The sequence below is a fragment of the Paenibacillus sp. 1001270B_150601_E10 genome (assembly GCF_015558675.1).
GTDB lineage: Bacteria > Bacillota > Bacilli > Paenibacillales > Paenibacillaceae > Paenibacillus_B.
This window is the reverse complement of record NZ_JADMOL010000001.1, coordinates 654,720-677,986: the sequence shown is the minus strand read 5'-3', so window position 1 is coordinate 677,986 and position 23,267 is coordinate 654,720. Positions and strand designations below refer to the sequence as shown.

Annotated in this window: 19 protein-coding genes, 1 other RNA gene and 1 pseudogene; 16 read left to right on the top strand and 5 right to left on the bottom strand. The window is 46.5% G+C overall.

What is annotated here, in order from left to right:
* The first annotated feature begins 66 nt into the window (after positions 1-66).
* Positions 67-247: non-coding RNA, 6S RNA (gene ssrS, locus I2H74_RS03205), on the top strand.
* 149 nt (positions 248-396) lie between these two features.
* Complete coding sequence (locus tag I2H74_RS03200; RefSeq protein ID WP_195571585.1) at positions 397-789, top strand: DUF1499 domain-containing protein; 393 nt, start codon at positions 397-399, stop codon at positions 787-789.
* 63 nt (positions 790-852) lie between these two features.
* Here I2H74_RS03200 and tpx read toward each other — a convergent pair whose 3' ends face one another.
* Positions 853-1,371: a thiol peroxidase gene (gene tpx / locus I2H74_RS03195; protein WP_195571583.1), complete on the bottom strand. Its 519-nt coding sequence runs from the start codon at positions 1,369-1,371 to the stop codon at positions 853-855.
* 143 nt (positions 1,372-1,514) lie between these two features.
* Here tpx and I2H74_RS03190 point away from each other — a divergent pair, with 143 nt between their 5' ends.
* From I2H74_RS03190 to I2H74_RS03170, 5 genes and pseudogenes are all read left to right on the top strand, one after another.
* Positions 1,515-2,117: a rhomboid family intramembrane serine protease gene (locus I2H74_RS03190; RefSeq protein WP_195571581.1), complete on the top strand. Its 603-nt coding sequence runs from the start codon at positions 1,515-1,517 to the stop codon at positions 2,115-2,117.
* 51 nt (positions 2,118-2,168) lie between these two features.
* The gene (locus I2H74_RS03185) at positions 2,169-3,071 is read left to right on the top strand and encodes a LysR family transcriptional regulator (protein WP_195571579.1); all 903 of its coding nucleotides are present in this window, start codon (positions 2,169-2,171) and stop codon (positions 3,069-3,071) included.
* 208 nt (positions 3,072-3,279) lie between these two features.
* Positions 3,280-3,474 (top strand): heavy-metal-associated domain-containing protein, encoded by a 195-nt coding sequence (locus I2H74_RS03180; RefSeq protein ID WP_420707407.1) that lies wholly within the window; start codon positions 3,280-3,282, stop codon positions 3,472-3,474.
* A 309-nt stretch (positions 3,475-3,783) separates the two neighbouring features.
* Positions 3,784-5,689 (top strand): annotated as a pseudogene (locus tag I2H74_RS03175) (heavy metal translocating P-type ATPase).
* 56 nt (positions 5,690-5,745) lie between these two features.
* The gene (locus I2H74_RS03170; protein WP_195571578.1) at positions 5,746-6,435 is read left to right on the top strand and encodes a Crp/Fnr family transcriptional regulator; all 690 of its coding nucleotides are present in this window, start codon (positions 5,746-5,748) and stop codon (positions 6,433-6,435) included.
* A 176-nt stretch (positions 6,436-6,611) separates the two neighbouring features.
* Here I2H74_RS03170 and I2H74_RS03165 read toward each other — a convergent pair whose 3' ends face one another.
* Both I2H74_RS03165 and I2H74_RS03160 read right to left on the bottom strand, forming a co-directional pair.
* Positions 6,612-7,295, bottom strand: a complete 684-nt coding sequence (locus I2H74_RS03165) for a zinc metallopeptidase (protein ID WP_195571576.1) — start codon at positions 7,293-7,295, stop codon at positions 6,612-6,614.
* Positions 7,296-7,349: 54 nt separating this feature from the next.
* Positions 7,350-7,784 carry a MerR family transcriptional regulator gene (locus tag I2H74_RS03160; protein ID WP_195571575.1) on the bottom strand — a complete coding sequence of 145 codons (435 nt, stop codon included), beginning with the start codon at positions 7,782-7,784 and terminating at the stop codon, positions 7,350-7,352.
* Between the two features lie 253 nt (positions 7,785-8,037).
* On the opposite strand from I2H74_RS03160, the gene I2H74_RS03155 reads away from it, so the two are divergent.
* Genes I2H74_RS03155 through I2H74_RS03145 form a run of 3 tightly spaced genes read left to right on the top strand, consistent with a single transcriptional unit; the run spans position 8,038 to position 11,469 of the window.
* Complete coding sequence (locus tag I2H74_RS03155) at positions 8,038-9,477, top strand: ammonium transporter (protein ID WP_195571573.1); 1,440 nt, start codon at positions 8,038-8,040, stop codon at positions 9,475-9,477.
* The gene (locus I2H74_RS03150) at positions 9,474-10,661 is read left to right on the top strand and encodes a DUF294 nucleotidyltransferase-like domain-containing protein (RefSeq protein WP_195571571.1); all 1,188 of its coding nucleotides are present in this window, start codon (positions 9,474-9,476) and stop codon (positions 10,659-10,661) included. Before I2H74_RS03155 ends, I2H74_RS03150 begins: the two co-directional genes overlap by 4 nt.
* On the top strand, positions 10,654-11,469 hold the full coding sequence (locus tag I2H74_RS03145; protein WP_195571569.1) for an exonuclease domain-containing protein: 816 nt from the start codon (positions 10,654-10,656) through the stop codon (positions 11,467-11,469). Before I2H74_RS03150 ends, I2H74_RS03145 begins: the two co-directional genes overlap by 8 nt.
* Positions 11,470-11,538: 69 nt before the next feature.
* On the opposite strand, the gene I2H74_RS03140 is transcribed toward I2H74_RS03145, so the two are convergent.
* Complete coding sequence (locus I2H74_RS03140; protein WP_229106303.1) at positions 11,539-12,780, bottom strand: MFS transporter; 1,242 nt, start codon at positions 12,778-12,780, stop codon at positions 11,539-11,541.
* A 171-nt stretch (positions 12,781-12,951) separates the two neighbouring features.
* On the opposite strand from I2H74_RS03140, the gene I2H74_RS03135 reads away from it, so the two are divergent.
* Positions 12,952-13,515: a TlpA family protein disulfide reductase gene (locus I2H74_RS03135; RefSeq protein ID WP_195571565.1), complete on the top strand. Its 564-nt coding sequence runs from the start codon at positions 12,952-12,954 to the stop codon at positions 13,513-13,515.
* Positions 13,516-13,730: 215 nt separating this feature from the next.
* Here the strand turns inward: I2H74_RS03135 and cimA are convergent, their stop codons facing one another.
* A complete protein-coding gene (cimA, locus tag I2H74_RS03130) occupies positions 13,731-15,344 on the bottom strand; it encodes a citramalate synthase (protein ID WP_195571563.1) in 1,614 nt (537 codons plus the stop codon).
* 303 nt (positions 15,345-15,647) lie between these two features.
* Between cimA and I2H74_RS03125 the strand changes: the two genes are divergently transcribed.
* From I2H74_RS03125 to I2H74_RS03105, 5 genes are all read left to right on the top strand, one after another.
* Positions 15,648-16,970, top strand: a complete 1,323-nt coding sequence (locus tag I2H74_RS03125; RefSeq protein ID WP_195571561.1) for a DNA polymerase IV — start codon at positions 15,648-15,650, stop codon at positions 16,968-16,970.
* 173 nt (positions 16,971-17,143) lie between these two features.
* Positions 17,144-17,377 carry a ferredoxin gene (locus I2H74_RS03120; protein ID WP_195571559.1) on the top strand — a complete coding sequence of 78 codons (234 nt, stop codon included), beginning with the start codon at positions 17,144-17,146 and terminating at the stop codon, positions 17,375-17,377.
* 204 nt (positions 17,378-17,581) lie between these two features.
* Positions 17,582-19,438, top strand: a complete 1,857-nt coding sequence (locus tag I2H74_RS03115) for a CHASE2 domain-containing protein (RefSeq protein ID WP_195571557.1) — start codon at positions 17,582-17,584, stop codon at positions 19,436-19,438.
* Between the two features lie 57 nt (positions 19,439-19,495).
* Complete coding sequence (locus tag I2H74_RS03110; RefSeq protein ID WP_195571555.1) at positions 19,496-21,439, top strand: FecR family protein; 1,944 nt, start codon at positions 19,496-19,498, stop codon at positions 21,437-21,439.
* Between the two features lie 63 nt (positions 21,440-21,502).
* Positions 21,503-23,251, top strand: coding sequence for a stalk domain-containing protein (locus tag I2H74_RS03105; RefSeq protein WP_195571553.1), 1,749 nt, complete (start codon positions 21,503-21,505; stop codon positions 23,249-23,251).
* Positions 23,252-23,267 lie beyond the last annotated feature (16 nt).

The following is a 23,267-nucleotide window of genomic DNA, read 5'->3' as shown; positions in this document are numbered from 1 at the left end:
TCATCATGTGAGGTTTGAGGCTTTACTTTTGTCGAAAAGCGTTCTATAATGAGTCTACAACTTGAACGACTCCTGCGATGTGCGTTACGGCTTTCGTTGTTTTGAACCAATGATGGTTTCTTGGGAGTTCAACATTGAGTCTCCGCTGGCAAGCTCTTCACTGAGTAGTCAAACGTGGCTTTGAGGACACCCACCTGTGAGAGCAGGTTCAGAAACATTAAAGTCGAACGGCATTCGCGGGTTTCCTGTAAAGAAACAACACTTTCTATATGGACTTTGTCCATGCGGGAAGTGTTTTTTGTTTGTTCTTCTCGTTTAGCCCTTTTCTCCTTACACGTTCAATGTTACACTGTAATAAGTGAGCAACGGCAGTTCATATAAAGGAGGAAGACGCTTTTGTCACTCAAACGAACTCTTGCTGGTGTTATTCGTAGTTTCGAAACGACCAGTGATCGAGCTAAAGATCCCAAACTGAAAACGCATTACTACTCCTTATCGAAGGACAAGGCTTGGGCAGAGGTATCTTCAACACTTAAGAAGATTCAAGGCTATAAGCTCTTGCATGAGGTTCCGAATGTAGGGGAAATTACATTAGAGAAGCGGACTGCAACCGGACGTACTATGGATATAACCGTATCAATTGTGTCGGTAAGCCCTGTGAAGACAGCGGTTGATATATACTCCGCCTCAAGAGGTGGAATGGGAGATCTCGGTGCGAACTACCGAGTGATTCTTGATCTATACTCTGTACTAGATAAAAAACTGTCGAGCTATAAGACACAACCTTAACAAAGAAGAAACAGCTGAGCGAGAGGAGAGCCAAAGCTCTGCTCTCGCTTTTTGTGTACAGGATTAGACAAGGGCTTTAACAGCTTCGATTGCTGCATCATAGTTCGGATGCTCAGCCATTTCCTTGAGATACTCGACATATGTAATCTTGTTGTCGGCATCCAGCACGAAGATAGCTCTCATATCAAGCTGGAATTCTTTGATCAACAAGCCATATGCTTGTCCAAAAGTGTTGTTCTTGTAATCAGACAGCATCACAACCTGGTCTACACCAGCTGCACCGCACCAGCGTGCTTGAGCAAATGGAAGGTCTGCGCTTACAGTAAGTACGGCAACTTGCTCACCAAGCTTAGAAGCTTCTTCGTTGAAACGACGAGTTTGCATGTCGCATACGCCCGTATCGATTGAAGGCACAACACTGATCAGCTTGATCTTACCTGCGAAGTCGTTCAGACTCGCTGTCTCAAGCAAGTTTTTATGCAAAGTGAAGTCAGGGGCTTGATCGCCAACGTGCAATTCAGGTCCTAGAAGAGTAATGGGATTTCCTTTGAAAGTAGCAACACCTGTGCGTTCTACGGTCATGATAGTTACCTCCTTGCGTAACGGCTCTAATTTTTGGTAATACCCTGTTCATATTATAATCTTACAAATGTTAAGTTGTCCAATCTACGTTCGCTATGAATGGGATTGCGGCATGAGAATGATTGCTGAAGGAGTGACGATGGATGATTTTTATTCGTTATGAGAATTGGCGGAGCTACCTGAAGCAGTTTCCAGTGACGAGTACTCTAATTGCAGTGAATATTATTATGTTCATCATCCTAGCGATGAATGGAGGCTCAACGAGTGGAGAGACGCTGCTTCGATTCGGAGCTGTGCTAAAGTGGGAGCCATTTGTTGAACAGACTTGGCGGCTTGTTAGCGCAATGTTTCTTCACATCGGATTTGAGCATTTATTATTTAACATGTTTGCTTTGTTTGTCTTTGCTCCGCCGCTTGAACGGATTCTAGGTCACGTTCGCTATGCACTGCTCTATGTGCTAAGCGGGGTTCTTGGGAATGCGTTCAGTGTATTTGCATCAGAGTGGGGGACTTTGATGGCTGGTGCATCCAGCGCCATTTACGGTTTGTACGGAGCTTATTTATTTATCGCGATCTTTCAGCGCCAAGCGCTGGATGAGGCATCTCGTAAAACGCTGTACATCATTTTAGGTCTTGGTATCGTTCAGTCGTTCCTGATGACCAATATCAGCTGGAGCGCTCATCTAGGCGGCCTAGCAGGGGGTTTTGTCTTGTACACAGTTATGCGATGGATCCATCGAAGATAAGCGTTGTTCAAGAAAGAGTATTGATCATATAGAACGGAGCGTTGAGGGATTGTGGAGCTGAGGCAGTTATATTACTTTGTAAAGGTAGCCCAGAAAGAACATGTCACGCAGGCTGCGGAGGAAATGCATGTCGCGCAATCTGCGGTTAGCCGGCAGATTCATCAGCTAGAGGAAGAGCTCGGTGTGAAGCTCTTCTTGCAGAAAGGGCGTAATTTACAGCTTACTCCTGTAGGGCAATTGTTTCTTAAAAGAGCAGAAGCGATACTGAAGGAGCTGGAAAAGGCCGTTCAGGAGATCCAGGAGTTCATTGATCCTGAGCTTGGAGAGATTCGAATTGGATTTCCGCACAGCTTAGGCATTCATTTGATTCCTTCTGTCGTTGCAGCTTTCCGTAAGCTGCATCCGAATGTCAAGTTTCGATTCAAGCAGGGGATGTACCCTTCATTGATTCGAGACGTGATCAATGGCGAGATTGATTTGGCATTTATTTCGCCATATCCAGAAAAGTCTGAGCAGGTCACAGGTGAGATTTTGCTTACCGAGGAGCTTGCCGCGATTCTTCCTCCTAACCATCCGCTAGCGAATGAGGAGGAGATCCACTTGTCCCAGCTAAAGGATGAAACATTCGTCCTCTTCAGCCAAGGCTACTCGCTGCGGCCAATTGTATGGGATGCCTGTGTGCAGGCTGGCTTTTCTCCTGCGATTGGCTTTGAGGGAGAGGAGACGGATACCATACGAGGACTTGTTGCTGCGGGGATGGGGGTCAGTTTGCTGCCTGAAATGGCGCTGCGTCATACATCTGAGCTGCAGCCTGCAAGCGTACGCATTACGGAGCCGAAAGTGACTAGGACGGTTGGGCTAATCCGCAGAGTAGATGAGAAGCTGCCTCGTGTCGCTGAGACGTTCCAGCGCTTCCTATTAGAGTATTTCAAAGATCATATAAATCGGCAATAATACCTCCTTTTTTAATATCGAATAGCTTATTGAATAGAGCATCTCCGAGTGCTGCTATTGGAATCATACTTTGGTATGAAACAAATGGCGTGCACTGGCAGGAGATGCTTTTTTATTTTTTGCAATAATGAAATCTTGATCAGCATCAAGTTATGTAAATCCAGCTTGCAGTAGAATGAGGGCATAACCAATCAAGGAGGAAGATGAAATGATTACAGTCACCTTTCAATTAGAGCCTTTGACGTGCCCCTCCTGTATAAAGAAAATTGAGAAAATTTTAAGCAAAACGGCAGGTGTAGATCACGTTATCGTAATGTTCAACGCAAGTAAGGTTAAGGTTAACTATGATGAATTGAATCTCAAGTCGAGGCAGATCAATTACAGGATAAGATCTTGCAATTAGGCTACAATGTGCGATCTTCAAAGAGAGTATCTACATACACATAACACGTGCTAGTGCACCATTTTGCAGGCTTATAACGTTTGGAAAGGCGTTGTAAGCCTTTTTCGTCGAGGAATCGCGTGATCTGGCAATATGCATAATCGTCTTTTTTGAATGGTCAGGGCAACAAATGAGAACGAATGTTGAAAACTTGACGGAAGTCAATTTTTTTAATCGAATAAAGTCTTATGATGTCAGCAGAAGGGGAGAGTAGGTTTTTGAGATTTTTGAGTTGACTTTACTCAAAAAGGCAAGAAAGGAGTGCGTGACATGAAAGTTGTGCTTCGATATAAAAACCAGTTAACAGCGATATCATTCCTGTTGATCGCTATCGGCTTTTTGTTAGGGGCGTTTGGATACGAAGAATGGCACAAGTTTGCCTTCGTGCTTGCAACAATTATTGCAGGTGGTCCTATTGTGATGAAAGCTTACCAATCTATTCGAATGCGTGTATTCAGTATTGAACTATTAGTAACGATTGCGGTCATCGGGGCGCTTGTAATTGGAGAATATTCGGAGTCGGCCGTCGTGACGTTTTTATTTTTGTTTGGAGATTATTTAGAGCTTCGCACCTTAACCAAAACAAGATCATCATTAAAAGAGCTAATGGATCTAGCTCTGCAGGAAGCTGAAGTCATTCGGAATGGAGAACAAGTATTGGTTCCTGTAGATGAGGTAGTAAAGGGTGAGCGAGTCGTTATTCGCTCAGGTGGCAAGATACCTGTTGATGGGAAGATTGTAACAGGACAGGCTTCAATGAATGAGTCAGCTGTAACAGGTGAGTCTGTACCTGTCTTCAAGAAGGAAAATGACCAAGTATATAGTGGATCGATGGTGGATCACGGCTATGTCGAGATCATTGCAGAACGTGTTGGAGAGGATACGACATTTGCAAAAATCATTGAGTTGGTGGAGGAGGCCCAAGAATCCAAATCACAAACAGAGAAGTTCCTCCAAACCTTTGCTCGTTACTATACACCTGCTGTTGTCGCTTTATCGATTATGGTGTTCATTTTGACAAGAGAGATTCGAATGGCCATTACCTTTCTGGTTATCGCTTGTCCCGGTGCTTTGGTGATCGATGCCCCTGTGTCGAACGTTGCAGGGATTGGGAATGGCGCGAAGCATGGCATTCTTGTTAAGGGTGGAGAGGTGATGGAACGATTCTCAAAAGTAGACACGGTTGTATTTGATAAAACCGGCACCTTAACGAAAGGGAAGCCTGTGGTAACAAACATTAAGGCATTCCGTCCATATGATGAAAACGAGCTGCTTCGGTTGGCGGCTGTGGCAGAAATGAGTTCAGAGCATCATCTGGGGCAAGCGATTGTGCAGGAAGCTAAAGCGAGAAACTTTATGCTTGTAGATCAGGCAGTAGATGTAGATATCATGAAAGGCAATGGCCTTTATGCGAAAGTGAATGGCATGGGGATCATGATTGGCAATCATAAGTGGCTTGCGAGCAAGTGTATTACAATTCCTCTTGAGATTGAGGAGGAAGCTGTAAGGAGTGAAAAGCGAGGGAATACCGTCGTCTTTGCTGTAGTAGAGGGGCAATTGGCAGGCTTCATATCGATAGCGGATCAACTTCGTGAAGAGGTTTCTCAAGCCATTGCTGAGCTGCGAGAAAATGGCATTAAACATATGGTGATGCTGACTGGTGATAACGAGCATGTAGCGAAGCTTGTAGCGGATCAACTGGATATAGACGAAATACCATGCCGAACTGCTGCCGGAACATAAAGTGGAGTATGTCAAGGCGTTGAAGGAAGCAGGTCATATTGTGGCGATGGTTGGTGATGGGATAAATGATGCGCCTGCAATTGCAGTGGCCGATATCGGCTTAGCGATGGGAAAAGGCGGAACGGATATAGCTATGGAAACAGCAGACATTGTGCTGCTGGCAGACAGGCTGAAGCAGTTATCGCATGCCTATTTGCTGACTAAGTCGACGGTGCGGAATATGAAACAAAACACCTATATTGCCCTCGTAACAGTCATGCTCCTGCTGGTTGGTGTACTGAGTGGTTCTGTACATCTAGCATCCGGAATGTTTATACATGAAGCGAGTGTATTGCTTGTTATCTTAAATGGGATGGGACTGATGAAGTTTGCAAGCGGAAAGAAAGTGGTACAAGTAAAAAATAATGCAGATCTTCATCGTGCGGCAGGATGAAGATCTAAGGATGGAAGTAACGAAAAACAACTTCTGATTAGTGGAGGGGAATAACCATGTCTGAAAATAAAGTGTGTGTTCATCACAGACATGAGGAGTGCATCTCGCTTGTTCCGATTTTCAATCATTTAGAGGCGGAGCAGATGAAAGAAATTAGCCAAGCATTCCGCAGAGAAGCTTATAAGAAAGGTGAGATCATCTACCATGCTGGTGATCAATCCGATTCATTATACATTGTCAATAGTGGGAGAATCCGGATTTATCGCCTATCTGAATCTGGGAAGCAGCAGCTCGTTCGCATCCTTCAAGCGAGGGACTTTACAGGTGAGCTTGCCTTGTTTCGGGATTCATTTCATGACTGCTATGCGGAAGCGGTCATCGATACTCAAGTATGCAGAATACAACGAGCAGATTTACAGGACTTCTTATTGGCATATCCTTCGATTTCGCTGAAATTTCTATTAGAGTTTGCAAACAGGCTGGAGCAATCAGAGCAGCAAACGACTCGCTTTGCGACTGTAAGGGTAGATACTCGAATTGCAGTCTACTTAGCGGAATGCTTAGAAGGCAGCAGCGCTCCTGAGTTTGATTTGCCGATGAGCAAGAAAGACGTTGCTTCCTACTTAGGGACGACACCTGAGACGATTAGTCGGAATTTAACGCATCTCGAAGAGCGAGGGTTAATCCGAAGAAAGAGCCATCGAAGAATAGAAGTGCTCGATGTGGATGGGCTCCTGCGTGTGTAATGAAGAAAAATAAACAACGTACAGAAAGGTGTGTCCAAGCGGAGAAATGTAACCTAAGCAATACTTACAATCATACCCGATTAAGTTCTGTAATAGAAGAACTTTTGATAAAAAAGCCGACTCCTTTCAGAAACGGAGTCGGCTTTATGTCGTTTGTTATGCTCAGTTGTTGATCATTAGTCTCTGTTGTTTGTGAAGATCATAATGTACTTCACAAGCTCCAAGAGAGAGATTAAGGCAGCGGCAACATAAGTTAGAGCTGCGGCGTTGAGGACCTTTGCCACACCGCGTTCTTCATCATTCGTGATGAAGCCCTCGGCAATCATGAGATCGCGTGCGCGGTTGCTTGCATTGAACTCGACCGGCAGGGTAACCAATTGGAAGGCAACGGCTGCTGAGAAGAAGATGATGCCTAGTCCAATCAATCCGCTTACTTGGAACAAGAACCCTGCAATCAGCATGAACGGAGCCAGTCCCGAAGCAAAGTTTACAATTGGGAACATACGGTGGCGAAGAACAAGCATTGGATACGATTGTTGATGTTGAATCGCATGTCCGACTTCGTGGCAGGCAACGGATACAGCGGAGATCGAACTCTCGTAGTATACCGGCTCTGACAAGCGCACGACACGCTTCAATGGATCGTAGTGGTCAGTCAGAGCGCCGCGCACAGGTTCAACTGGAACGTCGTAGAGACCGTTGCTGTCAAGCATGCGACGTGCTGCTTCATAGCCAGTCATCCCGCTGTGGATGCGGACCTTAGAAAACTGATTGAATGTTCCTTTTACACGAAACTGTGCCCACAGAGAAAGTCCGAAGGCAATGATGATAAGAAAGTCCATAGGGTGAAAAAATAGCATATGTGTTCCTCCTTGTTGTTATGCAATAGACTTCATGATACTTGTGCTTAGATGCTACATCAGATGCTGCTGCTTATCTAAAATGGCAACCAGCACTTCGATACAAGCTGCGCTTTGCGGACTGATGCGCTGTAGCAAGGACTTGCGCTGCTTCGGCTTCATCTTGTCCAGCATCGGCTGCAGTTCCTTCGCATCGCGCTCAACCTGCTCCATATGGACTTGGAGGTCAGTGAGTCGCTTAATCAGCTCAGAATCACTGGCAACTCGCTTAAGCTGCATAAAATAGTTTTTGATTTCATCCAGCGAGTACTTTTCCTGCTTTAACTGACTTATACGTTCAAGACGTTCTATCGTTTCAGAATGATACAGCCTATAATTGGTATTTGTCCGTTGAGCTGGTTCGATGAGTCCGATCTTGGTGTAGTAGTCGATTGTTCGTTGGCTTAAGGACGTTGCCCGAGCCAACTCTCCGATTCGGTAAAGTTTCATATCCCCATTGCCTCTCACCTCATTTCATCGCTTTCCTTATATTCCTATGATACTGCATGCGAAACCATACAGTCAAACGTTACGGTTTTGAAATATGTTATATAATTTAACATAAAATTCTTGATTATAAACGAGAAAACAATATTTTTGACCATATTCCATTTATGTATTGCCAAAAGTTAGCTATTCTGATTATAATGTCATCAATAGTTATAATGAATGTTATGAAATCTAACATTAAGGGGTGGTTGTCATGGAGTTGAACGTAAAAAGGAGCAAATTCGCATCTGTATCTGCATTGGCAGTGTCAGCTCTGCTGCTGGGAGGCAGTTATGCATCTGCAGCAGCAGAGGTCACGACGGAACAATTGAAAGTCGGCTTGGACGGTGTGTGGATTCTAATCGCTGCAGTCTTGGTGCTGCTGATGCAGGGCGGATTTGCATTACTTGAAGCAGGCTCGACTCGAATGAAGAATGCAGGTCATGTTGCTGGCAAGACTGTCTTGACATTAGGAATATGTGCAATCGCCTTTTGGATGTTTGGATTTGGACTTGGCTTTGGCGAGACCAATGGATTCTTTGGCACTACGGGTTACTTCTTCGGTGGAGATGAATCCACCTCAGCCTCTTTGTTCAGCTCATTAAGCGCTTCTGATGTTCCCATCACCATTAAATTCTTGTATCAGATGGCATTCGCGGCCATTTCATTAGCTATCGCATGCGGAGGGTTCGCAGAGCGAGCGAAACTCTCCATCTATATGATCTTCGGCTTCATATTCACCATTATCATTTATCCTGTTGCCGCACATTGGGTGTGGGGCGGCGGCTGGCTTGCCAAGCTTGGCATGCAGGACTTCGCAGGTTCTGCCGTTGTGCATATGCAAGGAGCTACTGCAGCATTGATTGCCACCATTCTATTAAAGCCTCGACTTGGCAAGTACAGCCCAGACGGCAAGCCGACCTTAATCCCTGGACACAATCAAGTCTACTCTGTGCTTGGTGTTATTCTTCTCTGGATAGGCTGGTTTGGATTTAACCCAGGCAGTACGCTTGGTGCCGTCAATGATGGATTCTTTGGCTATATAGCCGTGACAACGCAGCTTGCAGCAGCAGCTGGAGCAGTTGCGGCACTGTTAATCTCATGGATGGTCTTCGGGAAAGCAGATATTCCAAGTATGTTGAACGGTGTACTGGCTGCGTTAGTTGCGATAACAGGAGCTTGCGCCTTTGTAGAGCCTTGGGCTGCACTTGTCATTGGTGCAGTCGCTGGAGTCATCACATTTTTTACGGCTTCATGGGTAGAACGAATGGGAATCGATGATCCGATCTATGCATTCTCCGTACATGGTGTAGCCGGCATCTGGGGGGCGCTTTCTACAGGCCTATTCGCTGCACCAGCATTAGTCGATACTGTTGGGGTAGGCAAATCTGGCTTGTTCTATGGAGGAGGCGTTGACCAGCTTCTCGTTCAATTGATTGGTATTCTAGGGGTGTTCGCTTTTGTAGCTGTACTTTCCTTGCTTGTGCTTGGAATATTGAAATGGACGATCGGACTTCGCGTTGCTGAAGAAGAGGAGCTGGTTGGTCTTGATATGAGTGAGCATGGAACCTACGGTTATCCTGAACAAATGAAGGCTTTGCAGGCTCATGAAGCGACTCTGAACCGCAAAGCCGATGATACGTTACAGTCTTGAGTAAGACTCAAAGCCTTGCTTTGCAGCTGGCACAGCCTTGGATGGAGCGACTTTCTTGCTTAGACCAGCTACCTATGCAAGAACGAATCATGTACTGCAATCAAGTGCGTATGGAGTGGATGAATACTTACTTTTCAGCAACGAATGAAGGCATTAGCAATATTAGGTTAGGGCATCGCTTGCCTTCATCTCATAATCAAAACCACATTTCCATTCCATTAACCGCTGATCAGAAGCACGAGCTCATTACGGCAGTGTATGATCATCTCTTTCAACAGGCGTCTGGTTGGGTAGAGGAAATCCTGGAGCAGGAAGGGATGGGAAAAGCCCCTGTTCCATATGCTTGTGTCCTGTTCGGCAGTGGAGGGCGAATGGAAATGACGCCTTGGAGCGACCAGGACCATGGATTGGTTTGGGACGATTCCATCAGCCTTGAAGCTGGCTCAATGGAAGCTTATTTTGCAGCATGGGGTGAAGCGTTTACGAGATTGCTCATTCAGCTCGGATTTCCCCCGTGCTCAGGCAAAGTGCTGGCTAGCAATCGCCAGTGGCGAGGCTCACTTAAGGAATGGATTGCTCGAACCAAGCGTTGGGCAGTTGAAAGAGGTTGGGAAAATACGCGATACCTTACGATGGCGATGGATATGAGAGCGATTTATGGCGCTACTGAGTTGGAGAAACAGTGGAGGGGTTCATTGAATATGGTCTCCCCTCTGCTCCGTTTAGAAGTACAGCGAGCGTTAATCGCGAATCTGCTGCACCGAAAGCCTGCCCATAACAGCTTTGGTAAGCTGATACGCGAGCGATACGGTGAAGATGCAGGGCGATTCGATGTGAAATATCGTTCCTATGTCCCTATTGTGCAGCTTGCGCGCAATACGGCATGGATGGAGGGTCAATATGCAGAAGCGCTATCGACAAAAGAGCGGCTGCTCAGGCTTTCTTATTCCTTAGAACGAGATTCATCGTTAGACGCAGCTGTTCGTGAAACGGGTGTAGCATGGGAGATGGTGCTGGAAAGTCGGCTGGAAGCACTGGGCTGCTTGGTGCATGGACAGTGGCAATCAAGCGGCATGGTCGATCCGGGACGGTTGACAACTGTCATGAAGCAAGGCTTGAAGTCTAGCTCCCATGCAATCAATAAATGGCTGCGATGCTTGGAACGGAGGTACTTGCATGATTGATGAGAATAGAAGCGGTAGCTCCGGATGGATGAATCGCTTAAGAGAACGGGCAGGATGGATGCAGAAGCCAGTCCTATCAACGGACGCATCTGTCCAAGGTGGAATCAATTCCTTTTCAAGGCCTTCGAAATTGCATAGTGAAGGTGCAAGGCAGGCCTATGAACGGTCCTTGGCGAAGGAGAAGGAGCGTGCAGGAAGGGGCAAGGAGCGTTCTCTGCTGTTGGATATTCCATTAACCGAGCTTCCTGTCGTCGTTATCGACCTGGAAACGACTGGCTTTGAGCCTTATGCTGATGAGATTATTTCGATAGGTGCCAAGAAAATTGTAGGAACGAAGTGGGAGCAGGGAGAAGACTGCGAATGGTATGAGCTGCTTAACCCGGGCATCCATATCCCCTCCCATATCGAGCTGCTAACAGGGATAACGAATGAAGAGGTGACCGAGGCGCGATCAGTAAGTGATGGGCTCCGGCACTTCGTGCAATTTGTAGATAAACGGCTCATTATCGCTCATGCTAGTGGCCATGACAAAGCTTTTCTCCGTACGGCGCTTTGGCGATATCACCGGCACACATGGAAGTATAGGATGCTAGATACGATGCTTGTTGCAAAATGGCTGTATCCTAAGCAACGAGAACTGGACCTGGATACGCTAGCTCAGATGCACGGCATTTCTATTGTGAAGCGCCACCATGCTCTCTATGATGCTAGGACTGCTGGAGAGCTTTGGATGAATTTTGTGGATCAGGCGCTTGCAAAGCGTGTTATGACATTGCGTGAGATGTATATGTATTTAAGTCAATATTAAAGTGAGATTATACTAACAAGCCGAGTCGCTCAGGAGTAATCAGAGCAGCTCGGCTTGTTCCGCATTAGGCTATGCCACCTTTTTATCCGGCTTAATGAAGAAGAACACCAAGACAAGCGCAATAGCTGACAGCGAAGTGACGCTGATAAAAATAATGCGATGGGAAATATCCATCATCCAGCTGAACAATGGTGGTCCAAGTGCGACCCCGATAAAGCGCATGCTGCTGTATAGTGATGTAATCATGCCTCGTTCAGTCTTCTCTACAGCGCCTGTAATCATGGTATTTAAGCAAGGAAGCAGCAAACCTGTACCAATAGAGCTTAACGTAATAAGCCCGATAAAGACATAGAGATTGCGGCTGAAGAAGATTGTTAGGCATAAGGAGATCACCATTAGGGAAAGTCCGATGTTGATGAGCCAGCGAATGAGAACACCATTTTTCTTAATAAGGCTGCCCGTTGTAAAAGAAGTGATGACCATGCCCAACAATGGGATGGCGAGTACAAGTCCCTTCATTACCCCTTTTATATGGTAAGGATCCTCTTCAAGTATATCGGACAAGTAAAACAAAATGCCGAACAGAATAAATAGAGCTAAAGAACCGGAAATAAAAGCAGGAATAAGCCAGTGTCCCTTTTGTTTGAAGATCTTCTTTATGTTCTCCATATACTGGGACAAAGGGAGCTTCTTTTTATCCTTAGATGCTTTGGGCTCCTTGATCAAGAAAATCATGGCCACTAGTGAACCTGCGCAAAAGACGGGGAATGCAAAGAAAGGAACGGTCCAGCTCCAAAGCGCCAACAAGGACCCTAGGATGGGACTTGCTACTTTACCAGCGCCATTCGATGCTTCTATAAGCCCGAGTGCCTGACTTTCGGTTGCACCCTTATATAGATCACCAACAAGCGCCATGGCAATTGGGGCTGTGCCGGCAGCTCCGATTCCTTGTATCGCTCGTGCTGTAATCAGTAGCGGGTATGATTTCCACAGCGCGCCGAATCCTGCTAGAATCCCTGCTGCCCCGTATAGAATCAGAGCGGGTATAATGATTTTTTTGCGGCCAAAGCGGTCCGAAAGGTAACCGGCGATCGGGATAATAATTCCCGCTGCTAAAGAAAAAAGAGTGATGATCAAGCTTGTCTGCAAGGAGGACAACGAAAGCTGTCTTTTGACATCAGGCAATATGGGCACCAGCATCGAATTGCCAAGTACGAGTACAAGGGGGACAGTTGCCAACGCGGTATATTCAATCCACTTTGATTGATTTTCCTGCTTAGATGCTTGTTGCTTCGCTTGGGCGTGTTTCATAACGGCCTCCCGTTCGAATCGGTATCTATGACGCAGTGAAGCTAAGCCGAATGCAGTCGACGGCATATGCTTCTAACGTACCCAAGAATGGATTTGTACATGCTTGTCGTATTCTTGAGAAAAAAAGGGTATGATAAAAAATGGAGATATGTACAGAAAGGGTATGGTTTCATGAAAAAAAGTACAGGTGTGCTCCTGCTGTTAGTTGTGCTTGTTGCGATTACTGTGGTCAATAATCAGCGGGTAAGCGGTGAACAACTGGCATCCTCAAGAGATGCAATCGTATCGACAGAGGAGGCTCCACGAGAGGGGTTTATGGCCCCTTCCTTTACCCTGCAATCTATAGATGGACAAACGAGTTATGAGGTCGGAGGCAAGCGGAACAAGCTCTTGTTTTTGAATTTTTGGGCTTCTTGGTGTGGACCATGCCAGGCTGAAGCGCCGGATCTCGTCATGCTGTACGGCAAGTACAAAGATCAACTTGATATGTATTCGGTCAATGTAACATCCAACGATACGGTGGATAAAGCAAAGCAATTTGTGGATCAATACAGCTTTGTGAATCCCGTGCTTATGGATGTCAAAGGAGATGTATTTAAGAAGTACAACGGCATGGCATTTCCGACCAATCTGCTGATCGATCGCAATGGAGTCGTTCGTCACGTCTTTATTGGGATGCGGCCGATTAAAGATGTCGAAAAGGCAGTAAACCATTTATTGAAGGAAGCTCCGTAAGGATGAGAGCTATGAATGATTTCCTTTAGGGTTAATGTGATATCGAATGATTGCACATTTAGTAAAGTGTCTCATGAGGACTGACAATAATTGTGAAAGAAACAGGATGTGCGTAATAACCGCTGTATGCTGTTGCTGAAAAAAAGGCAACGATTAACCATCTCTCGAATGGCTGATCGCTGCCTTTATTTGTTTCAATGCGTATAACGGCCTGCTCAGTGATTTACGATTCCGAGCGGCTCCTTGCGCTGTATGGCTGTGGTTTGCTTTTCCTTGCCAATTAGCGCATAGCGGAAGCTGTCCACTAGAGCTTCCCAACTGGCCTCGATTACGTTGGAAGAGACACCAACTGTACTCCACGTATTTCCGAAGTTCGTCGATTCGATCAGTACGCGGACTTTCGCTGCTGTCGTGTCATTTTCATCCAATACACGAACCTTATAGTCTGTTAGATGCATATGTTCAATATCTGGATAATGACGAACGAGCGCCTTCCTTAATGCGTTATCCAGCGCGTTGACCGGACCGTTGCCTTCTGCAACCGTCAGAATCGTTTCCTCGTCAATGGTCAGCTTCACAATCGACTCAGAGCAGGAAGAATCATCGCTCGCCTTGTCCGTAATGATCTTGAATGCTTCGAAGGTAAAAGAATCCTGCGACAAGCCGGTCGCTTTTCGGAGCAGCAGCTCAAGGGAAGCATCTGCGCCTTCAAACTGATAGCCTTGATGCTCAAGCTCCTTGATGCGCTCGATAATAGAGCGTGTCTCCGGATTGGTTGCGTCAAGCTCGTAACCGAGTTGGGCTGCCTTGGATAAGACGTTGCTTTGGCCTGCAAGCTCAGACACGAGAATGCGCTGTGTATTGCCGACAAGCTCAGGCTCGATATGCTCATATGTTCTCGCATCCTTCAGGATGGCAGAGACATGGATGCCTCCTTTATGAGCAAAAGCTGCATTTCCCACATAAGGCTGGTTGATTGGCATATGCACATTGGCAATTTCGCTTACGTAGCGGGCAACACTTGTTAACTCTTTAAGCTGTGTGGCAGGAAGAACGTCATAGTTCATTTTGAGCTGGAGTGTAGGGATGATGGAGCACAGATTGGCGTTGCCGCAGCGTTCGCCATAACCGTTGACCGTTCCTTGAATCTGCAATGCCCCTGCTTGAACCGCGGCGAGTGCATTGGCGACCGCAAGCTCACAGTCGTTATGCGTATGGATGCCGAATTTGACTTTAACCGTATTAACTGCTCCTCTAACAATCTCACTGATCTCGTGCGGAAGACTTCCGCCGTTTGTATCGCACATCACAATCCAATCGACCCCTGCTTCTTCCGCACGCTTCAGCACAGCGCGGGCATACTCCGGGTTATGCTTATATCCATCAAAGAAATGCTCAGCATCGAGCATGACCTCAAGACCTGCTTGCTTTAAATAAGCGATAGAATCCCCGATCATAGACAGATTTTCTTCCAATGTCGTTTGAAGGGCGGTATGCACATGAAAATCCCATGACTTCCCGACTAACGTTGCCGCCGGAACTTGAGCCTCAATAATCCGATTCAAGCTGACGTCTTGTTCTGCGAGAGAATCCTTACGTCTCGTACTGCCGAATGCAGTCAGCTTCGAGCTCCAGCTATACGTCTTGGCCCGGTTGAAAAATTCAATATCCTTGCCATTGCTCCCTGGAATTCCGCCTTCAATATAATGAACACCTAGTGCATTTAATTTGCGTGCAATCTTGATTTTGTCGTCTGCAGAAAGACTAATGCCCTCTCCTTGTGTACCGTCTCGAAGTGTAGTATCGAAGATGGCAATGGATGTCGTCATGAGATGGCCCTCCTTTTTTTAAGTGTGGATGAATATGGTAAGTTTTATTTTCCTATTATAGCATCGGATTTTGGCTTGTATAGAGGAAGTTTCAGATCTTGAGGCACAAGTGCATAACCAGAATGGCATGTTTATATAATGATCGTAGGAGAAACCCTCTATCGAGGCCATGTAAGAACGACCGCTTCGGGTGAGCTTTACATCATGTTTATAGTGAAATGGAATGTTTGTTCTGTTCATGAAGGTTTGTTGCATTCTATTATGGTAAAATAAGAGAAGAAGGTGATGATGGAGGAAGAGTAGATGAGTACGGAGGATTCGGTTAATCAAGTAAAGCGGTTCTATCCTGAGAAGGGAAGAGTGATTCTTCACTTGGATATGAATGCGTTCTATTGCTCGGTGCACGAGGCTGAAGATCCGGAAACGTACCAAGGCAAGCCTACTGCTGTAGCTGGAAGCATAGAGCTGCGCAAGGGGATTGTTGTAACCTGTTCGTATGCTGCCCGCGCGGTTGGGGTGAAGACCGGCATGACAGTCAGACAAGCTATGCGAATATGTCCGGATCTCATCTTGATTCAGCCCGACTTTCATTTGTATCGAACCTACTCAAAGGCGTTCCTGGAGATTGCAAGATCATATACCCCGCTCGTCGAACCCGTATCGATTGATGAATGCTACTTGGATATTACGGGTTCCAAGACCTTTGGCACTCCGCTTGAGATTGCGAATGAACTGCAGAGCCGTATTCGAGAGCAGCTGTTGATCCCATGCTCGATTGGCATTGCACCGAATAAGCTGTTAGCTAAGATGGCCTCGGATATGAAAAAGCCTAACGGTATTACGGTGCTTCGCATTCGGGAGGTTCCGAAGCTCTTATGGCATAGACCTTGCGGAGAGCTGTTTGGAGTTGGGAAAAAGACAGCCGCGAAGCTTGAGCGGATGGGCATTCTTACAATTGGGGAACTGGCCAGAGCGGATGAAGGAAGGCTTGTCCATGCCTTCGGGGTATACGGACAAGCGATGAAGCAGGCAGCGCATGGCCTAGACTATAGCGAGGTGAAGGCCGATCGAGAGGCAGCCAAGTCGATTGGCCACTCGACGACATTGCCAGCGGATGTGGATACGGATGAGGATGTTCGCCGGGTTCTTCTTAATCTGTCGGATCAGGTGACAAGACGCATGCGCAAGCAGCATATGCTCGCGTACACGATTCAATTGACGATACGATCTCCCGATATGAAGACCATTACACGATCCACAACATTGGAAACGCCGACTGACGATAGAAATAAAATGCTTGATGAAGCAAAGCGCTTGTACGAGAAGCATTGGAAGCGCGGGGAGCCTATTCGTTTGCTTGGCCTAACAGGGCAAAACCTTGTGGTTAAGGAAGAAGCTGCGGTGCAGCTGGATTTATTTGAGTATCATGAGCAGCCCAAAAAAGAGAAATTAAATGAAACAATGGACAAAATAAGAGACAAGTACGGAGAAAATTCACTCGTAACGTTAGGAATGCTTGGAGATGACCCTTCTGTGCTGCTTCGCAATCATCGCAGGCGAGGCACTTCTCTGGATAAGGACTTCCTAAGAGAGTGGCAGCAGGATCATAAAAAGGAAGAAGATTAGCTAGAAATCTTGTATGGATAAAAATGTAAATTTTATCTAGGCAGTTGGATAAGGTAAATCGTCTAACTTCTTGTCTGTCAAGGAAAATCGTTTGAATTTCGACCATCTTTGTATTATAGTGATTACGGAGGAACGAGAAAGTAGATCGTAGTTAACCAGGAGGGAACAAAGTAATGGCAAAATATACTTGGGTTGAAAAAGATACATGCATCGCATGTGGTGCTTGCGGCGCAACTGCACCAGATATTTATGATTATGATGATGAAGGTATTGCTGAAGTCATCTATGAAGGAGACAACAATCAGGGGGTTACCGAGATCCCAGAAGATTTGTACGATGACCTTCAAGATGCAGCAGATGGCTGTCCTACAGATTCCATTAAGATTGCGGACACACCTTTTAACTAATTTGTTATCATCAACATGATGTCATGATAGATAAAGAGATCAACCAAAACCAACCAACAAACAAAGAACTCCCGCATTGGCGGGGGTTTTTTTGTCGAATTACATAAGAAATTTGTCGTGTTATAGGGAGTGGAAGCGCATCTTGGAGTTTGAAATTTCCTGGATACCCATTACAATGTAATAGGATAGGGAAGGGAGATGACCATGCTAAAAAAAACATTTCCTATTATAATAGCCCTCTTGCTGACCTTTATCATGGGAGGCTTGTATATTATCGGATCTGGCGGCATTCTTCAAATGACCGAGAATGCGTTTAGAGATGTGCTGTTGTTAAAATCAGAGGAAGAGCGCAGGCCTGACGATCGGATCAAAATGCTCGTCATTGATGATGCTTCCCTGCAAACTTTGGGTGCATTTCCCTGGCCAAGATCTTTATATGCAGATGTTGCGGACGAACTGATGAAGGCAGGAGCCAAGGCCGTCGCGATCGACTTGCTCATGCTCGAACCGTCTGTTGATCCAGCAGAGGATGAACGGTTGTCCCAAGTTTTAAAGAAATGGCCGCAGATCTACATACCCGTACAGGCTGTCTTTCCTTTGCTGCAGGAAACGAAAGATGCACTTCAGATCGAGCGGATCGATCGTCCGCCAAAGTCGATTCAAGCACAAGCTGCCCAGCTTGGGCATGCCAATGTCATGCAGGATCAAGACGGTATTATCCGTCGATTAACGTTAGGGCTGCCGGATGAGCAGGAACAAATGATTCCTGCTTTGAGTGTACGGCTTGCTAATTCGCTGTTAGATAAGAACGAACAGATCGCTTGGGATTCCAGTCTGCACAGCTGGGTGCAGAACGGCCGTAAGATCCCATCCAATAATCGCTATCAGGTGAGAATTGATTATTACTCCACCGCCTATGATACCGTTGATGATGCCGTTGGAGGATATGATCGACAGCCCTTCTCTGAAGTGCTGCTAGGCAATATTGATCCTAGCTACTATAAGGGAGCTGTTGTCTTGATCGGTCCGTACTCGCAAACCCTTGGCGACCGACATCTTACGCCAGTAAGCCGATCGATTCCTCTCTACGGAATAGAGATTCATGCTAATATGGTTCAGTCCTTGTTGGAGCAAAACTACTATCAAGAGATAAAGCCCATAGGAGGCTTGCTGATGATATTTGCCATTACTTTATTGGCTTGTCTATTAGCAGCTTACTTTAAAGGCTTCAAGACCTATATAAGCTTTCTTCTACTTATTTTAATATATATGAGTATAGGATATATGTTCTTTTATTTTGAAGAGACGTATATTCCATTTTTATATGGGATGCTTGGAATGATAACAGGCTTTGCGATTGTGACAGCTAAGAAGAGCAGCGAAGAACGGGCGCTTCGCAAGCATGTAACTCATCTCTTTGGCCGCTATGTTTCCCCAGATGTGGTTCGAGCCTTGCTGGCTTCAAAAGAACCCATTAAGCCCGGAGGCGTGCGAATGGATATTACCGTGATGTTTATCGATATTCGATCCTTTACGCCATTAGCCGAGCAGCTTTCCCCTGAAGAGACTCTTTTGATCCTCAATCGTTACTTGCAGATGTGTACGGAAACGGTATTCCGTTATCAAGGAACATTGGATAAATTCCTTGGCGATGGGGTAATGGCGATCTTCGGTGCCCCGCAGCGAATGGAGAATCATGCTGATTTGGCAGCTGAGGCTGCGCTTGAGCTTACGCACTTAGCAGAAAAGTGGACAGAGGATATGCGGCGCGAATACGGGCGCGGCATTCAATTCGGCATTGGTCTGGAGTGCGGTGAAGCGGTGGTGGGAAATATTGGATCCGCCACTTTGCGAATGGATTATACCGCGATCGGTGATACGGTGAATGTCGCAGCGCGACTAGAAGGAAAGGCTCAGCCAGGCAAAATTGTAGTGGGTCCAGAAGCGGCATCGCGCCTTCAATCGAGCTTTGAGCTGCATACCATTGGAATGGTTCAGCTAAAGGGGAAATCTGAACCTATGCTCTTAAGCGAGCTCGTTAGTAAACGAAAAAATCAGTAGCCTTATCTTGAATGCAAGAATCAACATACCGATAACTATGGAGAGAGGAGGTCTGTGATGAGAGCGCTTCGCTATATGTCTGTGCTGCTGATGATTGTTACGATCATCTTGAACGCACTGCCTCATCAAGCAGCAGCAGCGGACAAGCTTGTTCGTGCTGCCGTGGTTACAGACTGGAAAGGAAAAGCGAGTGTAACGAAGACCGGAGGCAATAAAGAGATCCAGTTATTTAAAAAAATGAGCATTAATGAGGGAGACCGCATCGTAACGGGGCCGAAGTCCAAGGTGGTTCTGCAGCTCGTTGGCGGAGACAAAGAGGATACGGTTACGATCGGAGAAAACTCGAATGTGACCTTTACGACTTTATCTAGCAATAAAGGAATCAAGACGCGGATAAGCGTATGGTCAGGCTCTGCCTGGCTAAAGGTGAAGTCTGCGGCAGGCGCGGATGCAAGATTCGAATTGGAAACGCCGACAACGGTCATGGCGGTTCGCGGGACGCAGTTTGGCGTTCATGTGAATCCAACGGATGGTCGAACTCGATTGCAGGTGACAGCAGGGGTAGTTGCTGTGCAATACCCGGTATCTTCAACATTCGGGCAGTTGGGATCTTCATATGGAAGTCAATCGATGCTGATGCTTAATAGATTGAATGTTTATCCTGCACAATCCGTCTCATTTATTCCTGATCAAGAACATTCTGGGCTTATTAGGCCTTTCCTTGGTTATATCAATACCCATGCGCTTGCGGAAGAAGGGGATCACGCGATCATCCAGGCAATTGCTGACGGCTACAAGGATGCTGTGGAAGAGAATGATCTTCTATGGCAAAAATGGCTCGATACATATGGGGAGGGGCCATCTCTCGATTCTCCGCTTGCTTCCTATCTAAAGCTTGGGTCAACTGAGGGGAATGCATCATTATCGCAAGAGCGCATAGCGCTTGCAAAACACAATGTTGACCACATGATCGGCACGTTGATAATGCATGCCAATGCTGCTGGAGTATTAAGCAGCACGGAGTTTACGAGCTGGTTGCAGACATCAGGGCTCAAGTCCAGTAAGATTGGGCTCAAGCTGACTGAGGAGGAGATCAGCAGACAGAAAGTCATTCGTGAAGCGGAGAAGAATGTACCAAGCATTACCGTCCCTAATGCACTGGAGAAGAAGAAAGAGGAACTTCTTGCATTGGAGCAAGAACGAATGAAGCAGCAGGAAGAGCTCGATCGCGAAGCTCAGCTTGCGCTTGAACAGAAGTATCAGGAGAATATGACATCGGAAGAGAAGCTCGAGTTCGATAAAGATCATCAATCTGCCAATGATGAGCTCTGCAAGCATGCTGATCAATATTATACCTGTGGTGAAAGTGGCGGTTCGTCCGGAGGATCTGCTGGAGGAGACGGAAACAGCGGTGGTGGTAATGAGAATGGTGGAGGAAATGAAAACGGCGGGGGCAACGGGAATGGCGGAGGTAACGAAAATGGGGGGACAGACCCGGATCCGCCTATCGTTACGAAGCCTTCCAATGTTGTAGAACTTGCAGCCTCTTCTCAGGAAATGACAGCAGGCAGTGTTGTGACAGTTGATGCGATATTGAAGCGATTTGAATCATCGCCAGTCGTGACAGCAGTGGAATTGTCATTTGAAGTAACGGGCGGCGAGTGGGATATGAGCAAGCTGACTGGAGCGGACAAAGCGCTCTATCGTCATGGAGCAAAGGGAAGATTTGCATTAGCCTTCACGTCAGGTGAATATCCAACCAATCGAGCGGTGGATCAGGTTCAGCTTCAAGGCTCAACGCTTACTTACCGAATCCTAAAAACAGATGCAGGTACCGTTACATTAAAGAATGAAGATGTCATCGTTACCCTTCCTGTGAAAGCACTTCTGGGACAGGAAATGACGATTGCCATTAAGGAAGTCAAGCTGTATGACGAACAGGGGAAAGCGATCGAAGCGAAGCCATCTGAAGATAAGATTGTTATCCCGATCAAGCCATAAGCTTCACATTCAACCTATACAAGTAAATAATGAACAGGTATAGCCTAAGGAGTTATGTTAAGCATGAGCATGAGAACTAGAAGAGGTCGATATATCAAACAGAGCATTGCATTTTCTTTCGTGTTCCTTCTATTAAATGGCGCATGGGGGCTTGAGGGGGCGGTTGACAAGCAAGTTGCATTGGCAGCACCAATGGGACCCTCAAATGCCGGAGCAAGTTCAGATTCTATCATGCAAGGAATGCGTTCTCCAGCCTTTGAGACGAAGCATTGGCTGACTGAAGCTTATTGGTATGAGATCGTCACCTTGGCGGGAACCGGAACACCTGGTCACGAGGATGGAAGTTTGAATGAGGCAGCTTTTCGTTATCCAACCGGGCTGTTCGTGAATGGCAAAGGAGATTTGCTTGCTGCGGACTCGCTTAATCATATGATTCGCAAGCTGACTCAAAAGCAGGTCTCAACGGATGCAGGCGCTTGGCTCGGAGAACAATCGGCGGGAACACCAAATGGCGGCTGGTATGACAGTAACGCGAAGGAATCGTTATTCTCTGAGCCCAGTGCTGTTGCCGAAGCTGCTGACGGGACGATCTTCGTTGCGGATACAGGCAATCACGTGATCCGCAAGATTGACCGAAGCGGTCAAGTTACGACTTTAGCAGGCGACGGACTTGCAGGCTATAAGGATGGGATCGGAACGAAGGCCCGGTTCCATTCGCCGAGAGGCATTGCGATTGGCGAGAACGGGATCGTTTATGTTGCTGATTCCCTGAATCATGTGATCCGAAGCATTGATGCTAATGGAAAGGTAACAACGCTGACCGCGCCTTCAGCTCGAATCGTTGAATATTCGAAGGGCACTGTGACGGCTGCTGGAGACTATCAGGATGGGGAACTGGCGAAGGCTAAGTTTAATGAGCCTTCAGCCCTTCTCTATGCTTCTAGCGGGAGGTTGATCGTCAGTGATACAGGCAATCATCGCATCCGTGAAATCGATCTAATGAAGAACCAAGCAACAACACTTGCTGGCGGAAGCCGTCACAGCTCCAAGCAGATTTATGGGGATAACGAGCTTTATGCGCCAGGAGGATATAAGGATGGCACTGCTCAGCAGGCTGCATTCAATGCTCCTGTTGGAATCACGATGATGAAGGATGGCAGCTTGATTGTTGCTGATCGAGACAATCATTCCATTAGACTGATTCATCAAGGCAAGGTGTATACCGTTGCCGGACATCCTGAAGCACCGGGATTTCAGGACGGTATTGCGGCATATGCGAGCTTCCATGAGCCAACGGGCGTTGCTGTGCTGCCAACAGGTGAGGTAGCGGTATCTGATTCCTTCAATAATACCATTCGTCTTCTTAAACGATACCAGCTGCCGCAGCAGGCAGGATCTAATCTGGAGAGTGGAAATCATGCTCCGAAGATGGTGTATAATCAACAAATCATCAAGAGCGATTCGCCGCCGATAAATAAAGAGGGAGTAACCTACCTTCCTATTCGAGCGCTCGGAGATGCCATTGGAATAACATCCAAATGGGATCAAAAAAGTGGCAAAGCAGCCTTTGTAGCAGCTGATGCAGCATATCATTTCGAGCCAGACAAACAAACCGTACTGAAGCAATCTGGGGATTCGGAGACGACGCTAACGATGCAGCAAGCTCCATTTTTAGAAAAGGGTCGATTATATGTACCTGTACGTTTCTTTGCGGAGCAATTTGGTTTACGCGTGGATTGGATCCATGAGCTGAACATGATCGTCGTTCGTGATCTTACCTATATTCGGTTTGTGGATCAGTCATCATCCTAAACCCGTCCTTACATTG

What these genes read in the sequence shown, in the direction of transcription:
- tpx (WP_195571583.1), bottom strand. Translation starts at nt 1,371, where the DNA reads ATGACCGTAGAACGCACAGGTGTTGCTACTTTCAAAGGAAATCCCATT.
- I2H74_RS03190 (WP_195571581.1), top strand. Translation starts at nt 1,515, where the DNA reads ATGATTTTTATTCGTTATGAGAATTGGCGGAGCTACCTGAAGCAGTTT.
- I2H74_RS03180 (WP_420707407.1), top strand. Translation starts at nt 3,280, where the DNA reads ATGATTACAGTCACCTTTCAATTAGAGCCTTTGACGTGCCCCTCCTGT.
- I2H74_RS03170 (WP_195571578.1), top strand. Translation starts at nt 5,746, where the DNA reads ATGTCTGAAAATAAAGTGTGTGTTCATCACAGACATGAGGAGTGCATC.
- I2H74_RS03165 (WP_195571576.1), bottom strand. Translation starts at nt 7,295, where the DNA reads ATGCTATTTTTTCACCCTATGGACTTTCTTATCATCATTGCCTTCGGA.
- I2H74_RS03160 (WP_195571575.1), bottom strand. Translation starts at nt 7,784, where the DNA reads ATGAAACTTTACCGAATCGGAGAGTTGGCTCGGGCAACGTCCTTAAGC.
- I2H74_RS03155 (WP_195571573.1), top strand. Translation starts at nt 8,038, where the DNA reads ATGGAGTTGAACGTAAAAAGGAGCAAATTCGCATCTGTATCTGCATTG.
- I2H74_RS03145 (WP_195571569.1), top strand. Translation starts at nt 10,654, where the DNA reads ATGATTGATGAGAATAGAAGCGGTAGCTCCGGATGGATGAATCGCTTA.
- I2H74_RS03140 (WP_229106303.1), bottom strand. Translation starts at nt 12,780, where the DNA reads ATGAAACACGCCCAAGCGAAGCAACAAGCATCTAAGCAGGAAAATCAA.
- I2H74_RS03135 (WP_195571565.1), top strand. Translation starts at nt 12,952, where the DNA reads ATGAAAAAAAGTACAGGTGTGCTCCTGCTGTTAGTTGTGCTTGTTGCG.
- cimA (WP_195571563.1), bottom strand. Translation starts at nt 15,344, where the DNA reads ATGACGACATCCATTGCCATCTTCGATACTACACTTCGAGACGGTACA.
- I2H74_RS03125 (WP_195571561.1), top strand. Translation starts at nt 15,648, where the DNA reads ATGAGTACGGAGGATTCGGTTAATCAAGTAAAGCGGTTCTATCCTGAG.
- I2H74_RS03120 (WP_195571559.1), top strand. Translation starts at nt 17,144, where the DNA reads ATGGCAAAATATACTTGGGTTGAAAAAGATACATGCATCGCATGTGGT.
- I2H74_RS03115 (WP_195571557.1), top strand. Translation starts at nt 17,582, where the DNA reads ATGCTAAAAAAAACATTTCCTATTATAATAGCCCTCTTGCTGACCTTT.
- I2H74_RS03110 (WP_195571555.1), top strand. Translation starts at nt 19,496, where the DNA reads ATGAGAGCGCTTCGCTATATGTCTGTGCTGCTGATGATTGTTACGATC.
- I2H74_RS03105 (WP_195571553.1), top strand. Translation starts at nt 21,503, where the DNA reads ATGAGCATGAGAACTAGAAGAGGTCGATATATCAAACAGAGCATTGCA.